This window comes from Kaistia defluvii (genome assembly GCF_040548815.1).
Classification (GTDB): domain Bacteria; phylum Pseudomonadota; class Alphaproteobacteria; order Rhizobiales; family Kaistiaceae; genus Kaistia; species Kaistia defluvii_A.
Genome location: NZ_JBEPSM010000001.1, coordinates 973867 through 987244, shown reverse-complemented (window position 1 = coordinate 987244; position 13378 = coordinate 973867). Strand labels below are relative to the sequence as shown.

Genomic DNA, 13378 nt, shown 5'->3' with positions numbered 1-13378 from the left:
GATGACACGGCTTGCCACCCTTCAATCCATGCTCCGCCAGAATGGCGTCGACGCGGTGGCGCTCGGGCCGGGCCCGCACATGGCCTATATCGCCGACGTGCATCCGCATGCCGACGAGCGCCCCTGCCTGCTGATCGCGACGCCCGCCGGCGCGGCCATCCTGATGCCGGAGCTCAACGCCGACGAAATGCGGCGGCAGACCGACCTGCCCTTCTTCACCTGGTCCGACGCGACCGGGCCGCAGGCCGCCCTTGCCGCGCTGATCCAGTCGCTCGGCATCGAGAAGGGAACCAAGCTGGTGCAGGTGGACGAGACGATGCGCGCCGATTTCGCGCTGCTCGTCCTCGAAGCGCTCGGCCAGCCCAAGGCCGCCTTCGCCGCCGAGAGCGTCGGGCGCATGCGCCTTTCCAAGGATGAGGCCGAAAAGGCCGAGATCCTTCGCAACGCCGAGATCGACGATCGCGCCATGGAGGCGGCCTTCGCCGCGATCCGTCCCGGCGTCACCGAGCAAGAGATCGCCGACGCCGCCCGCGCCGTGTTCGAGGAAGCCGGCGCCACGCCGCTCTTCACCATCATCGGTGCCGGCGGCAACGGGGCCTTCCCGCATTACGCGACCGGCGACCAGCCGGTGGCGGTCGGCGATGCGATCGTCATGGACATTGGCGCTCGATCCGGCTCGTTCTCCAGCGACCTCACCCGCATGGCCTTCGTCGGCCAGCCGAGCGAGGAATATCTCAGGGTTCACGCCGTTGTCGAAGCCGCGGTGCAGGCCGCCTGCGAAGCCGCACGCCCCGGCGTTGCCGCCCGAGAGGTCGATGCGGCGGCGCGCGGCGTGATTACGGCGGCGGGCTATGGCCCCTATTTCACCCATCGCACGGGCCATGGCCTGGGTCTCGAAGGCCACGAGCCGCCTTATCTGACCTCGACCAGCGATACGATCCTCGAGGAGGGCATGGTGTTCTCGATCGAGCCCGGCATCTATCTGCAAGGCAAGTTCGGCATCCGCTTGGAGGAGATCGTGATTCTCGAAGCCGACGGTCCGCGCATCGTCAGCCGCCTGCCGCGCGAGGTCTTCGTGGCTCCTGCTGAATGAACCGGAGCGTCCGAAATCGGGCCTGACGAAAAGCGGCCCGCGTCGTGAAAGGCGCTGGCCGCTTTTGGGTTCGATTGGGAAGATTACGCCGTGATCGGCGTCGGCTCATTGAGCGCGCGGCGGTGGGCCACGGCAGCCCACAGCACAACGGCAGCGCCGAACTGGTGCAGTAGCGCCAGGTCCAGCGGCACGACGGCGACCAGGGTCGCGATGCCGATGCCGGCCTGCGCGGTCACCAGCAGGGCCAGATGCCGTGCCCGGCGCGCGGCGGGCGTACGCGGCACCAGCTTCCAGGCCTGGAAGGCATGGATCATGGCGGCGATGAACAGCAGATAGGCGACAACGCGGTGGTCGAACTGCACCGTCATCACGTCCTCGAAGACGCTCCTCCAGGCGGGATCATAGTCAAACACGCCGCTCGGGATGATGTTGCCGGCCATCAGCGGCCAGGTGTTGTAGGTCAGGCCGGCCTTCAGGCCGGCGACGAGACCGCCCAGGAAGATCTGGAGAAAGACCACCACGACAAGAAATGTCGCCATGCCCTTGAGCGGCGCGGAGTTCTTGCGATTCTCGCCCCGATCCGGCACCAGCCCACGGCTGATCCAGACGGCGGCGCCAAGGATGAAGCAGGCAATGATGAGATGGATCGCGAGCCGATACTGGCTAACGCTGATGCGGTTCACGAGACCGCTGGTGACCATCCACCAGCCGATCGCGCCCTGAAGCCCGCCCAGCGCGAACAGGCCGAGCAGGCGGGGAACCAGGCGACGCTCGATCCGACCGGTCATCCAGAGCAGCACGAACGGGACGAAGAAGACCACGCCGATCAGGCGGCCGAGCAGGCGGTGGCCCCACTCCCACCAGAAGATCTGCTTGAACTCGTCGACCGTCATGCCCTTGTTGACGATCTCGTATTGCGGAATCTGCTGGTACTTGGCGAACTCTTCCTGCCACTCGACGTCGCCGATCGGCGGAATCACGCCGTGAATCGGCTTCCATTCGGTGATGGACAGGCCGGAGCCGGTGAGGCGGGTCGCGCCGCCGACGACGATCATGGCGATGACCATCAGGATCACGGCGCCGAGCCAGAGGCGGATCAGAGCGCGATCCTGCTGCCTGTCCCGCACGGGTGCCTGCCCAGCCGTCGTCTTCGTCGCCAAACCGTCCATCGCCATCGCGCACCTCAAGAGCTCTCGACGGCTGGGCTTAGCGGCTCGGCGCGCTGGGGACAACAGAGGCCGCTCCCGCCGCACCAATCGGCCGCGCGACATCCGGTCGCGCAACGTCAGACCGGGCGATCCGCCATCACGGCCTTTGCGGATCGCCGGCGAACGCGCTATTGCCACGACCACCGCTTCCGAACCCGCACGTCCCGCACGAAAGGCCAGACATGCCCATCCGGCTCCGCAAATTCATCGGCATGATCGCGCTTGTCGTCCTCGTGATCGTCTATGCCTTCGTCGCCATGGTGATCGCTCAGCTGAAGCTGCCGGAAGCGCCGCGCTGGGCCCAGATGCTCTACTACGTCGTCGTCGGCCTTGCCTGGATCTTCCCGGCCGGCGCCATCATCGCGTGGATGCAGAAGCCTATCGCGCCGAAGAACTAGCCGGCCTTCCGACCCAGCCACGGATCCGGCGCTCGAGCGCGATCGGCACGCCGGAGAGCAGCAGGTCCAGATAGCGCGTGGACTGGTAGTGCCCGTTCATCGAGATGCGCGGCAAGGCGGTCAGTCGGGTTTCGGGCCCCAGCACGCCGCGCCGGGTCGTCACGGCGGTGGTAAAGCCCAGTTCCGACGCCAAATCGAATTCCCGCTCGCCGACCGTGCGGTGCGAGCCATAGGGATAGGCGAAATGACGAGGCCGGAGGCCGGTCATCGCCTCGATCCGATCCCGGCTTTGGTCCATCTCCCGCAGGGCGCGCCCGCGCTCCAACCGGGCGAGCGCATAGTGGCCCACCGTGTGGGCGCCGATCGTGACCAGCGGGTCGGCGGCCAGCGCCCTCACCTCGTCCCAGTCCATCATCTCGCGGGCCAGCATCTGCTGGGTGTCGACGCCATAGACGGCAGCGGCGTGATCGATGGCGTCGCGCTGGGCGTCTTCCGCGACGCTGCAAAGCTCCAGCGCCAGTGTTCGCGCAGCGCCCCTCTTCTCCGAAAGCGTCGCGGTCGGCAGATCGAAGACCCGATCGCCGATGCGCATTTTGAGCCGCGGCGTCTGCTCGACCAGCGAGACCATGACCTCCCACCAGGGCACGGCGGTACGATCGATCAGGCCCGTCGCCACATAGACGGTGAAAGGCGCCCGGAGCGCCTTCAGGACAGGATAGGCCTCGGTGAAATTGTTGCGATAGCCGTCGTCGAAGGTGAGGACCACGAAACGCCTGGCGCCCGGATCTGCCAGGCGTCGGCTCGCCTCGTCGAGATCGACGATGTCCAGCCCGCGCGCCGTGATGCGCTCCACTACCTGCCCAAGAAAGCCGGGCGTCACTTCGAGATGGGCGTTGGGCTGGAAGCGCGAGCCGCCGGCTGCCCGCACATGATGAAACATCAGGATGGCGCCCGCCCCGCGGACATGGGGCGCAAAAAACCAGTGCGCGCCGCTCCAGTAGAGTGCGTTCAGGCCCGCCTTGTAGCCGGTAGTCTTCAGACCATGCATCAGAGATCCCAGCCGTCCGGGCTACATGCAACCATCCCATGCCTCATACGAACCCGATCTTTACGATAGGTTGATACCGTCGCAAGAACTTATGGGAAGCATTGGAATCCTAGGCATGGACGGATCAGACGCGCAGGCGCCGGCGGGCGGTATCGCGGTTGCGAATCTCAAGATCGCCGTCCACGCCTCGCCGCGCGAAATCGCGGAGGACTGGCGCGCGCTGGAACACGCCCTGCCCGTCTCCGTCTACCAGAGTTTCGACTGGATCGACTGCTGGACCGAGACGGCCACCGCACCGCAAGGCATCCGGCCTGCCATCGTCTCGATCCGCCATGGAACTCGCCTTGTCGCGATCCTGCCGCTCGGCATCGAGCGTGCCGGCCCGCTGCGGGTCGCGCGCTTCCTGGGCGGCGACCATGCCAACATCCGCATGGGCCTGTTCGACCCCGCTTTCGCCACCTCGCTCGACGGCCAATCGACTGGCGATCTGTTGCGCACGGTCGCGGGCCGAATCCGGGGCGTCGACCTTTTCGATCTCGACGCCCAGCCGATCGCATGGGCGGACATTCCGAACCCGCTCGCGGTGCACACGGATGCGACCCCGGCCCGGTGCGACGTCGGCATGATGCGGCTGGAGGCGGATTTCGCCGCAGTCCTCAGGGCGCATAGGGGCGCCAAGAAGGCCAAGAAGCGCCGGTGGCAGGCCAACACGCTGGAGCCTGTGGGAGGATTCACGCTGCGCCGCGCGGCATCGCAGGAAGAAGCGCTGTCGATCCTCGACACCTATTTCGCGCAGAAGGCGGCCTGGTTCCGCAGCCAGGGGATCGCCGACAGCTTTGCCGAGCCCGGCGTTGCGGACTTCTTCCGCGCGCTTGTCAGGCGACGCTGGAGCGGTGACGAAAGCGCGCTGATCGAGCTCGACGCGCTGGAATTCGATGGCGGCATCCGCGCGATCCTTGGCAGCGGGACGCAGTCCGGACGCCTGAGCGGCTATTTCATGTCGGTCTCCGACGATGATTGGCGTCGTGTCAGCCCCGGCGAATTGATGCTCTATGAAGTCATCGCCGCCAGTTGCGCACGCGGCCTCCAGGAGCTCGATCTCGGCCGCGGCGACGAGCGCTACAAGGCCTCCTGGCTCGACATCAACGAGCCGCATGTTCGCGCCATCGTTCCGGTGACGCAGGCCGGTCGTGCCGCCGCAGCCTTGCTACGCCTCGCCGACAGGACCGAGCGCGCGGTTCGCGGCAATCCGAGACTGTGGAAGCTGGCCAAGACGATCCGGCGCTGGCGCGGACGAGACGAGAAAATGCCCGCCGACGCCGACTGATCAGGCGACGGCAGCCTCGGGCGTCGCATCCTCCTCGTCGGCGGAGGGCGCCGTGGCGATCAGCACCATCACCTCGGCGAAGGTTGCCGCCTTCATCGCCTCCACGGCGCTTGTCGTGCCTGCATCGTCGGGGTTGCCTTCGGTGACGAGGATCACTGCGCCCGCCTGGGGCGCCATCTGCAACGCCATGTCAGAGTCGGCATCGAGCAGGATCTGGTCATAGGTCTGATCGAGCGCTTCGAGGATGCTGACGAAACGCTCGCCCTTGGCCGCCTCGGGCCCGAACTCCAGCAATCCGTGCGGAATGAGATGGGCGCGGGAACGGCGGTCGCGGAAGATGACCTGCGCGAACGAAGCGATGCCCGCGAAAAGGTCGGTGAGGCCCGGCAGGCGCTCGCCCGCCGCCATTGCCTTGCTGTCGGCGCCATCGGCATGAAGATCGATCAGCAGCACGCGGTTGCCCCGGCGCGACAAAGCGCGGGCAAGGGCCACGGCGGCCAGAGGCCGCCCCGCCTCATCCGGCCCTGCCATCGAGATCAGCACCCGGCGGGCTTTCGAGTCGACGATGTGGTCGACGATCGAGTTCAGAGAATCCTGCGCCTCGGCGCTCAAGCCGCGTCCAAGAGCCGGTCCGGCCGCGACCAGGGTCGGCACGACCTCCGGGGTCGCTTCGTTCCAGCGCTTCCGGTCCTCGACCGGTACGGCGGTGGGCGCGAGTGGCGGCGGCTCCACCGAAATCCGGCGCAGCGCCCTGCCCGAGGTCAGTTCGCGGATCAGGATGATGGCGATGGCAAGCAGCAGCAGTGCGATGGTCGCCGCCGCCGTGATCGGCAGCTTCTTCGGGAAGGTCGGCTCCAGCGGCACGGCGGCGCGCGAGATGATGCGAGCGTCGGCCGGCAGGTAGTTGCCGTCCTGGCGCGACGACGCTTCGCGGTAGCGCTTCAGGTAGCTTTCCAGCAGATCGCGCTGCGCCGTGGCTTCCCGCTCCAGCGCCCGCAGTTCCACTTCATCATTGTTGGTCTGGCCAGTCGCCGCCTTGGCGCGCGTCAGATCCTGGCCGATATCCGCCTCACGGGCCCGCGCTGTCGCCGCCTCGCCTTCAAGGCTCTGCAGGATCCGCGTCACCTCGCGACGCACCTGCGCGTCGAGGTCGGCAAGCTGGGCGTTCAATTCCCGGAGGCGGGGATGCGCCGGCAGCAGCGTCGCCGACATCTGCGCGATCTGCGCCCGGAGCGCTACCTGCTGTTCGCGCAGGCGCTGGATCAGCTGCGAGTCACGGACATCGGGCACGTCGGGCGTGGTGCCGCTGCTCAGGCTCTTGCGGACCGTCGCCGCCTTCGCTTCGGCGGCGGAACGGGCTGCGACCAGTCGCGCCAGCTCGGTGTTGAGGTCGTTCAGCTTCTGTTGCGCCAGCGAGGTGTTGTTCTGCCCGCCGGAAAACAGGCCGTGCTCGGTGCGGAACGCCTCGACCTTGCCCTCGGCCGTCGTGACCTTGTTACGCAGATCGGCGATCTGCGATTCGAGCCAGCGCGTGGCGTCGGCATTGGTCGAACGGCGCGCCTCGCGTTCCAGCGCCAGATATTCGTCCGCGACCGCGTTGGCGACCTGGGCCGCGAGCTGCGGATTGGTCGACGAGAACCCGACCGTGATGACGCGGGTCTTGTCGATCGAGAACACGTCCAGCCGGTCCGCGAAGCGCTGCAAGACGCGCTCTTCGAGCGGACCCTCCGCGACGGGCCGCCCCAGCCCCATCCGGACCAGCATCTGGTCGAAAGAGGGCAGGAAGCGCGGCTTGTTGAATTCCTTGAGCGAGGCAAGGCCGAGCGAATCGACCACCGTTGTCGCGAGGTCGCGCGAGCCGATGAGCTGGACCTGACTGGCGACGCCCTCCGAATCGAGCAGCGACCTTATCTCGTCCGCGCCGGCGCCGGCACGCGTGATTTCCGATTCACCGCTTTCGATCAGGATCTTCGTTTCGGCCGTATAGCGCGGCGTCACGAAGTTCAGGCCGATATAGAGCGCGCCGGCAAACAGAATGGAGACGAGCAGCAGCCAGGGCAGAGCGCGCAGCAGCGCGCCAAACAGCGCGCGCATGTCGAGCTCGACATCATCGATTTGCCCTGGGCGGCCATCCGTCATAATCGCGTCAATTCCCCTGCCGATGCCGCATCATCGAAAATCAGGGTAACCACCGCGTTAACTTCGGCCGCGATGCGGTTAAGACGCCGTGGGATGACGGTCGCCAGCCCCTCGAACTTTACGCGTCATTAACCATGACAGACGACAGTCCGGTTACAGATTCTCTCGCGAGCCGGACGCCATGCAGATGCGATTCTTTCTTTTCGTCGCGACCCTTATCGGCGCTGCCTTGCTCGGCGGCTGCGCCAGCCCCTACCCGCCCCAAGACCCTGCGACCTACAAGGCGCTGATCGCCCCCTATCGCCTCGATAGCGGTGATCGTCTGCGCGTCGTCGTCTTCGGTCAGGCCGATCTCACCAACAGCTACACCATCGATCAGGCCGGCTATATCTCGATGCCGTTGATCGGCGCGGTGGCAGCGCGCGGACGCAGCACGCAGGAAATGGAAGGCGACATCGCCGCCAAGCTGCGCAAGGGCTTCGTCCGCAATCCGGACGTATCCGTCGAAGTCGATCGCTATCGGCCGTTCTTCATCATGGGCGAGGTCACGAGCGCCGGCCAGTATCCCTATGTGAACGGCATGACGGCCCAGACGGCGGTCGCGATCGCCGGCGGCTTCTCGCCGCGCGCCCAGCGCGCCGATGTCGATGTCACGCGCCAAGTGAACGGAAAAGTCACCACTATCCGGCTATTGCCGACGCAGCCGATCTTCCCCGGCGATACCGTCAACGTGCGCGAGCGCTTCTTCTGAGCCATATGACCGAGCAGCCGGACGATTCTCATGCGCGCGAGGGCGCCAAGCTCAGGATCGTCCACTGCTTCCGGTCGCCGGTCGGCGGCATCTTCCGGCACGTCCGCGACCTCGCCGAGGCACAGGCAGCTGAAGGGCATAGCGTCGGCATCGTCTGCGACTCCTCGACAGGCGGCGCACGCGAGGAAGAACTGATCCAGGCCCTGCTGCCGCATCTCGAACTCGGGCTGCACCGGACGCCTATGAAGCGTCAGGTGTCGCCATCCGATCTCCTTGCCTTCCTGCGGCTGTTCCGCCGCATCAAGGCGCTCAATCCCGATATCCTGCATACGCACGGCGCCAAGGGCGGTGTGTATGGACGCGGTATCGGCACGCTCTTGCGGGTCTTTGGTTCCAGCGTGGCTCGCATCTACTGTCCGCATGGCGGCAGCCTGCACTATGACGCTGCGACGCGTTCTGGCCGGCTGTTCTTCCGCATCGAGCACTGGCTCGAGAAGATGACCGACGCGCTCGTCTTCGTCAGCGAATACGAGGCGCGCACCTACAGCCAGAAGGTCGGCCCTCCCCGCAAGCCCTGGCGGATCGTGCCCAACGGCATCCGGGAGGAGGAGTTCGTGCCGGTCGCCACCCGGCCGGATGCCGCTGATTTTCTCTATATCGGCATGATGCGCGACCTGAAGGGAACGGACGTCTTCATCGACGCCCTGGCGCAGCTGCGCGACCGGCGCGGCATCGCCCCCACAGCGAAGATCGTCGGCGACGGCCCCGACAAGGCGCGCTACGAGGCGCAGGTCCGGCGTCTCGGCCTCGAGCCGACCACCCGCTTCCACCCCGCTATGGCGACCCGCACCGCCTTCAGCATGGCGCGGATCGTCGTCGTGCCGTCGCGGGCGGAATCGATGCCTTATGTCGTGCTGGAAGCCGCCGCGGCGGCCCGGCCCATCATCGCGACGCGGGTCGGCGGGATTCCGGAAATCTTCGCGGCGGAACAGCAGCGCCTGGTGGCGCCCGGCGACGTTGCCGCGCTTGCGGAGGCGATGGACCGGCTGCTCGACCAACCATCCCGCGCGGCGGCCGAGGCGCAAAGGCTGCGCGAGATCGTCCATCCGCGGTTTTCGATCCAGCACATGACCGATGTCGTGAGCGCGCTCTATGGCGATTGCCGCCGGCAGTCCGAAACATCCGGCAGCCGGCGGCCTCTGTTTTAGCCCGCGAGGGCAACGCGCGAAGTCTTAGCGCCCCACATATCGTCTAGGGGGAAGGTACGCGCCTCAGCGCTCGGTCCACACCGCGAGCTCGTAGCCATCCAGATCGGTGAAATGGAATCGGCTTCCGCCTGGAAAATCGAAAGTCGGCGTGGTGATCTGGGCACCGGCCGCTTCGAGACGCTTCTGCGTCTCCGCCAGATCCTCGGCGTAGAGGATGATCAGGGCTCCACCCGGCCGGGGCGTTCCGGGTGTGAAGCCGCCCGTCAGCCGGCCATCCGTGAATTCGCAATAAGCCGGACCGAATTCGGTGAAGGTCCAGCCGAAGACCTCGCCATAGAAGGCTTTCGAGCGAGCGATATCGCCCACGGCGAACTCGATATTGTCGATCTGGCTATCCTTGCCGCGCATGTCCATGACTCATTCTCCGTTGTTGGAACGTGAAGCCATTTGGGCGAAGGGGCAGCGCCACGTCTTGGACAAAACCGCCAGTCACCGGGAAAGTTGACGCAGGAATGCCCCGGCCGACATGACGCAAAGCGACTGGACCTCGCGGTTGAGGTGGGCCTGATCGGCAAATCCCGCCTCGGCCGCCAGCGCGGCCAGGCTCGCACGCGGCGATCGGCGCGCCATCGCCTGGAAGCGCTGGAACCGAAGAATTCGGTCCAGCATCTTTGGGCCGTAGCCAAAATGTTCGTGGCTGCGTCGCAGGAGAGTGCGCTCGCTGATGTCGAGGCGCTCGCGTAGAACCGTGATCGGCTCCTCCGCGCCGAGGCCCTCGCCCAGCCACGCGAACATCCGTTCCGCGACAGGATCCGGGCTCCCGTCCGGAGGGGACAAGGCAGCAATTCCATCCAGCAGCGACCGAGCCTTCTGGCCGGTCGATACCGTATCGGCGATCGGCTCGACGACATCACGCAATCGGCGTGCGCTCCAGATACCGGCCAGATCGACCGAGCGTCCGACCAGTTCCGACATGGGCAGGCCGAGCCAGCGCGCCGCCGCGCCGGCGCGAAAGCGGGCTCCCAACACGATCGAACCGGCCGCCAGCACGGGCCTCGCGACGGTGATGTCGGGACCGGCGACGAGCAACCGCCCACCCCGCCAGACGAGATCCACGCAGCCATCCGGAACCACATCGACGGGACCGCCGGACGTGGCGGCCGCGCGATTGATCCAGACGCATTGGAAATGACCCCGCAGGGCTATCGGCGGCGCGAATTCGCGATAGAAGCCTGCCTGGTCGGCAACGGGATTCGTGACGGGCTTGTCTTTCATCGCGGAATCCCGCTTCGCTGACGCTGTCGAACAGCGCGTCTCCCGCGGGTCTTAGCTCGAAGCACAATTCTCGTCGACTGCGTCGCCGCGATTCGCGGCAAAGGTTTGTTAGCGCTCAACCGCTACTCTGTTAGCAACATGTATAATTTGGCCAGGCCATGACGTTCGAACCCCAGCAGCGCCTCGACACGAACGCGATGCGCGGCTCGCTGAATGACCACGCACGCGCGGTCGCCGCCAGCCTCTCGACAGAGGCGATATCGCCGCGCCTTCTCGCCGGCGCGATCCAGGTGATCGAGGCGATTGCGCTGCTCCTCATCGGCGGGCTGTCTTGGCTCGCCTCGTCGCAGGGCATGGCTACGCTCGGCTGGGGCGAGGCCATGCTGGTCATCGCCGCGCCGGCGATCGCCATTCTCGGCATCCGCTGGATCGGCGGCTATGCGGTGGCGGCGCTTCGCAACTACCTGCCGATTCTCTCGCGCATCCTGATCGGCTGGGGTCTCACCATCGCCATCGTCGCGGCGGGCAGCTTCTTCTTCGAGCTGGAGACGGATGGCCGGCGAGCCTGGCTCGGCATCATGTTCCTGCTCGGCGCAGCGTTCTTCATCCTGGAGCGGGTGACGGTTTCCGCCCTTGTCGAACGCTGGACCAAGGCAGGGCGGCTGGAACGCAGGGCCGTCATCGTCGGTGGCGGCGAACTTGCCGCGGAACTGCTGACGGCGCTCGGCGACCCCACCTCCACGGATGTCCGCATCTGCGGCCTGTTCGATGACCGGAGCGGCGACCGGTCGCCGGAAGAGGTCGCGGGCGTGCCCAAGCTCGGCACGGTGTCGGAACTGGTGGAATTCGCCCGCCTCGCGCGGATCGACCTGCTGATCGTGACGCTTCCGATGAGCGCGGAAAGCCGCGTGCTGCAGCTTCTCAAGCAACTCTGGGTCCTGCCGGTCGACATCCGCATTTCCGCGCTCGGCAACAAGCTGCGCTTCACGCCGCGCTCCTATTCCTATCTCGGCCCCGTCCCGTTGATCGATCTGTTCGATCGGCCGATCGCCGGCTGGAACTCGCTGCTGAAGCGTGCCTTCGACATCGTCTTTGCGACCCTCGCGCTGATCCTGCTGTCACCGGTCATGTTGATCACGGCCATCCTGATCCGCCTGGGCAGCCCCGGACCGGTGCTGTTCCGCCAGAAGCGCTACGGCTTCAACAACGAGGTCATCGACGTGCTCAAGTTCCGCTCGATGTACCATCACATGCGCGACCCCTCGGCCAAGATCGCCGTCACCAAGGGCGACCCGCGCGTGACGCCGATCGGACGCTTCATCCGCCGCACCTCGATCGACGAGCTGCCGCAGCTGGTGAACGTGCTTCGCGGCGATCTCTCGCTGGTCGGTCCCCGGCCGCATGCGGTCAATGCGCATACCGAGAACCGGCTCTGGGACCAGGTGGTCGATGGCTATTTCGCCCGCCACAAGGTCAAGCCCGGCGTCACCGGCTGGGCGCAGATCAATGGCTGGCGCGGCGAAGTCGATACGCCGGAGAAGATCCGCCGCCGCGTCGAGTTCGACCTGCAATATATCGAACGCTGGTCCGTGCCGTTCGATCTCTACATCCTGATGATGACGCCCTTCTCGTTGATCAACGCCGAGAACGCCTATTGATGCGTGTCGTGACGAGGCCGAGCGCGATACCGGCGGGCATGGTCGCCAACGCGACCATCGGCACCCTCGTCTTCCTGAGCGGATTCGTCCTCTATGAGCCGGCCCCGTCCGACCTGCTGCTTTGCATCGTCGTCGCGATCTGGGCTTTTCTCGGGCTGAAGCTCAGCCGGCCGATGCTGCCGATGATCGCGTTGATGCTCGCCTATCAGGCCGGCGGCCTGCTCTCCTTCACCCAGCTCAAGGTGTTCGTGAACCCGTCAATCTACATGGCGACGACGGCGTTCCTGATCATCTCGTCGATCTTCTTCGCCGCCGTCATCCAGGTCGATACCGAACGGCGATTGCGCACGATCGAGAAGAGCTACATCGCGGCCGCGATCCTCTGCTCGCTGATCGGCATCCTCGCCTATTTCGGCCTGATCCCCTATGCGCAGCTCTTCACGCTCTATGATCGCGCCAAGGGCGTGTTCAAGGATCCGAACGTTTTCGGGCCCTATCTCGTCCTGCCGCTGGTTGTGCTGACCCGGGCGGTCCTGACCGACAAGCTGAAGAACTCCTTCTGGCGCATGGCCGGGATCCTGATCCTGCTGGCCGGCATCTTCCTGTCCTTCTCCCGCGCCGCCTGGGGCCTCGCGATCTTCGCGCTGCTGCTGGTGACGCTGCTCGCCTTCCTGACCGAGCCGCGCCAGAGCCATCGCCTGCGCATGCTCGCCTACATCGCCGGCGGCATCCTGGTTGTCGCGCTGTTGCTGGCGCTGCTGCTATCCATCCCGGTGGTGCAGGACCTTTTCAGCCAGCGGTTCAAGCTGGTGCAGGAATATGATGGCGGCCGGCTCGGCCGCTTCGAGCGGCACATCATCGGCTTCTTCATGATCCAGGAGAAGCCGCTCGGCCTCGGCCCGTTCGAGTTCGGCAAGATGATGGGCGAGGACGAGCACAATATGTGGCTGAAGGGCTTCACCGCCTATGGCTGGCTCGGCGGCTTCTCCTACATCGCGCTGGTGATCTGGACGCTGGTGATCGCGACGCCGCTGGTGTTCCGGAACCGGCCCTGGACCCCTTTTATCCAGAGCGTCTACGCCGTCTATCTCGGCCATCTGATGATCCATAACGTCATCGACAACGACCACTGGCGGCATGTCTTCCTGATCTACGGACTGCTCTGGGGCATCTATGCGCTGGAGTGGAAGATGCGGCGCGTGGCGCGGCTGGAACGATCCAGGCCACCGCCGCTCGTGTTCGGCCCGGTGCCTCTACCGCGCGCAAGCTGAGC

The 13378-nt window shown here is 66.0% G+C and carries 12 protein-coding genes; 7 read left to right on the top strand and 5 right to left on the bottom strand.

The annotated features are described in order from the left end of the window. Position 1 precedes the first annotated feature (1 nt). Positions 2-1093 (top strand): M24 family metallopeptidase, encoded by a 1092-nt coding sequence (locus ABIE08_RS04660; RefSeq protein WP_354549083.1) that lies wholly within the window; start codon positions 2-4, stop codon positions 1091-1093. An 83-nt stretch (positions 1094-1176) separates the two neighbouring features. Here ABIE08_RS04660 and ABIE08_RS04655 read toward each other — a convergent pair whose 3' ends face one another. Then, entirely contained in the window at positions 1177-2268 is a 1092-nt protein-coding gene (locus tag ABIE08_RS04655) for a COX15/CtaA family protein (protein WP_354549082.1), read from the bottom strand. A gap of 215 nt (positions 2269-2483) precedes the next feature. Between ABIE08_RS04655 and ABIE08_RS04650 the strand changes: the two genes are divergently transcribed. Continuing rightward, entirely contained in the window at positions 2484-2699 is a 216-nt protein-coding gene (locus ABIE08_RS04650; protein WP_354549080.1) for a DUF2842 domain-containing protein, read from the top strand. Here the strand turns inward: ABIE08_RS04650 and ABIE08_RS04645 are convergent. Then, positions 2680-3747 carry a polysaccharide deacetylase family protein gene (locus tag ABIE08_RS04645; RefSeq protein ID WP_354549079.1) on the bottom strand — a complete coding sequence of 356 codons (1068 nt, stop codon included), beginning with the start codon at positions 3745-3747 and terminating at the stop codon, positions 2680-2682. The genes ABIE08_RS04650 and ABIE08_RS04645 overlap by 20 nt on opposite strands. 115 nt (positions 3748-3862) lie before the next feature. Here ABIE08_RS04645 and ABIE08_RS04640 point away from each other — a divergent pair, with 115 nt between their 5' ends. Next, positions 3863-5074 carry a GNAT family N-acetyltransferase gene (locus ABIE08_RS04640; RefSeq protein ID WP_354549078.1) on the top strand — a complete coding sequence of 404 codons (1212 nt, stop codon included), beginning with the start codon at positions 3863-3865 and terminating at the stop codon, positions 5072-5074. On the opposite strand, the gene ABIE08_RS04635 is transcribed toward ABIE08_RS04640, so the two are convergent. Then, on the bottom strand, positions 5075-7168 hold the full coding sequence (locus ABIE08_RS04635; RefSeq protein WP_354549077.1) for a GumC family protein: 2094 nt from the start codon (positions 7166-7168) through the stop codon (positions 5075-5077). It abuts the gene before it with no gap. 232 nt (positions 7169-7400) lie between these two features. Here ABIE08_RS04635 and ABIE08_RS04630 point away from each other — a divergent pair, with 232 nt between their 5' ends. Then, positions 7401-7964 carry a polysaccharide biosynthesis/export family protein gene (locus tag ABIE08_RS04630; RefSeq protein WP_436409499.1) on the top strand — a complete coding sequence of 188 codons (564 nt, stop codon included), beginning with the start codon at positions 7401-7403 and terminating at the stop codon, positions 7962-7964. 5 nt (positions 7965-7969) lie between these two features. Further along, positions 7970-9172 (top strand): glycosyltransferase family 4 protein, encoded by a 1203-nt coding sequence (locus tag ABIE08_RS04625; RefSeq protein ID WP_354549074.1) that lies wholly within the window; start codon positions 7970-7972, stop codon positions 9170-9172. A 63-nt stretch (positions 9173-9235) separates the two neighbouring features. Here ABIE08_RS04625 and ABIE08_RS04620 read toward each other — a convergent pair whose 3' ends face one another. Together ABIE08_RS04620 and ABIE08_RS04615 are read right to left on the bottom strand one after the other, a co-directional pair. Continuing rightward, a complete protein-coding gene (locus ABIE08_RS04620; RefSeq protein WP_354549073.1) occupies positions 9236-9586 on the bottom strand; it encodes a VOC family protein in 351 nt (116 codons plus the stop codon). A 75-nt stretch (positions 9587-9661) separates the two neighbouring features. Next, complete coding sequence (locus tag ABIE08_RS04615; protein ID WP_354549071.1) at positions 9662-10447, bottom strand: DUF6597 domain-containing transcriptional factor; 786 nt, start codon at positions 10445-10447, stop codon at positions 9662-9664. A 158-nt stretch (positions 10448-10605) separates the two neighbouring features. On the opposite strand from ABIE08_RS04615, the gene ABIE08_RS04610 reads away from it, so the two are divergent. Both ABIE08_RS04610 and ABIE08_RS04605 read left to right on the top strand, forming a co-directional pair. Beyond that, a complete protein-coding gene (locus ABIE08_RS04610) occupies positions 10606-12105 on the top strand; it encodes an undecaprenyl-phosphate glucose phosphotransferase (RefSeq protein ID WP_354549070.1) in 1500 nt (499 codons plus the stop codon). A gap of 8 nt (positions 12106-12113) precedes the next feature. Next, the gene (locus ABIE08_RS04605; RefSeq protein ID WP_354549069.1) at positions 12114-13376 is read left to right on the top strand and encodes an O-antigen ligase family protein; all 1263 of its coding nucleotides are present in this window, start codon (positions 12114-12116) and stop codon (positions 13374-13376) included. The last annotated feature ends 2 nt before the right edge of the window (positions 13377-13378 follow it).